The 665-nt window shown below is 36.8% G+C and carries 2 pseudogenes; both read right to left on the reverse strand.

Going from position 1 to position 665, the window contains the following annotated elements:
- Nucleotides 1–339, reverse strand: a pseudogene (locus tag ACFIM6_RS10100) (hypothetical protein); the annotation flags it as partial.
- 98 nt (nt 340–437) lie between these two features.
- Nucleotides 438–665: pseudogene (locus tag ACFIM6_RS10105) on the reverse strand (hypothetical protein); the annotation flags it as partial.

Here is a 665-nt window from a genome sequence, read left to right on the forward strand (position 1 = left end):
ATAGACAAAAGCATGGTCATAAACTTTAGCATATTGAGAGATAAAAGCTTTTCCATAGACCTCAGCATTGCCATAAACTTGACCACAGACTTGAGAAAAATGGCGTATTTTTGCATTTTCATACACTCTTGCATGACCATAGACACAAGCCTCATCATACACCCAGCAATTACCATCATGGGATAGGTTAACTTCCTTTTCAATAAAGCCGCCTAAAGACCCCGCCTGTACATCATCAAAATCTTTTAAAGCTTTAATGCGATAAAGGTTTATAATATTTCGAGTAAGAGCATGTTTGATTTTTTTGATTTCACTGGTTAATTCGTATTTTTTGCACATAGAGATACCCTCACAATTTAATGTGATAAACATTTGATAAAATTTGAAATGGAAAAATTGGGTTGGAAAGCAGGCGCCCCCGCCGCGCCCGCGCGTCTTTACGCAGCGTTATTTTCAATAATCTTTACAACGGTATCGTTTTCATAAATTTCACAATCTTCAGGAATTCCATATGCATAATAAAAGTTTTGTTTGACATATGAATAACCATCTCTTTTTAACCTTGCATTGCCATGTACCAAACCTCTAATGGTGTGATAACCAGTCACTTTTGCATTCCCATAAACAGAACCATAGACCTTAACATACCCACCCACGCTAGCATT

It is taken from the genome of Bartonella sp. AA9NXGY (genome assembly GCF_042196845.1).
GTDB lineage: Bacteria > Pseudomonadota > Alphaproteobacteria > Rhizobiales > Rhizobiaceae > Bartonella.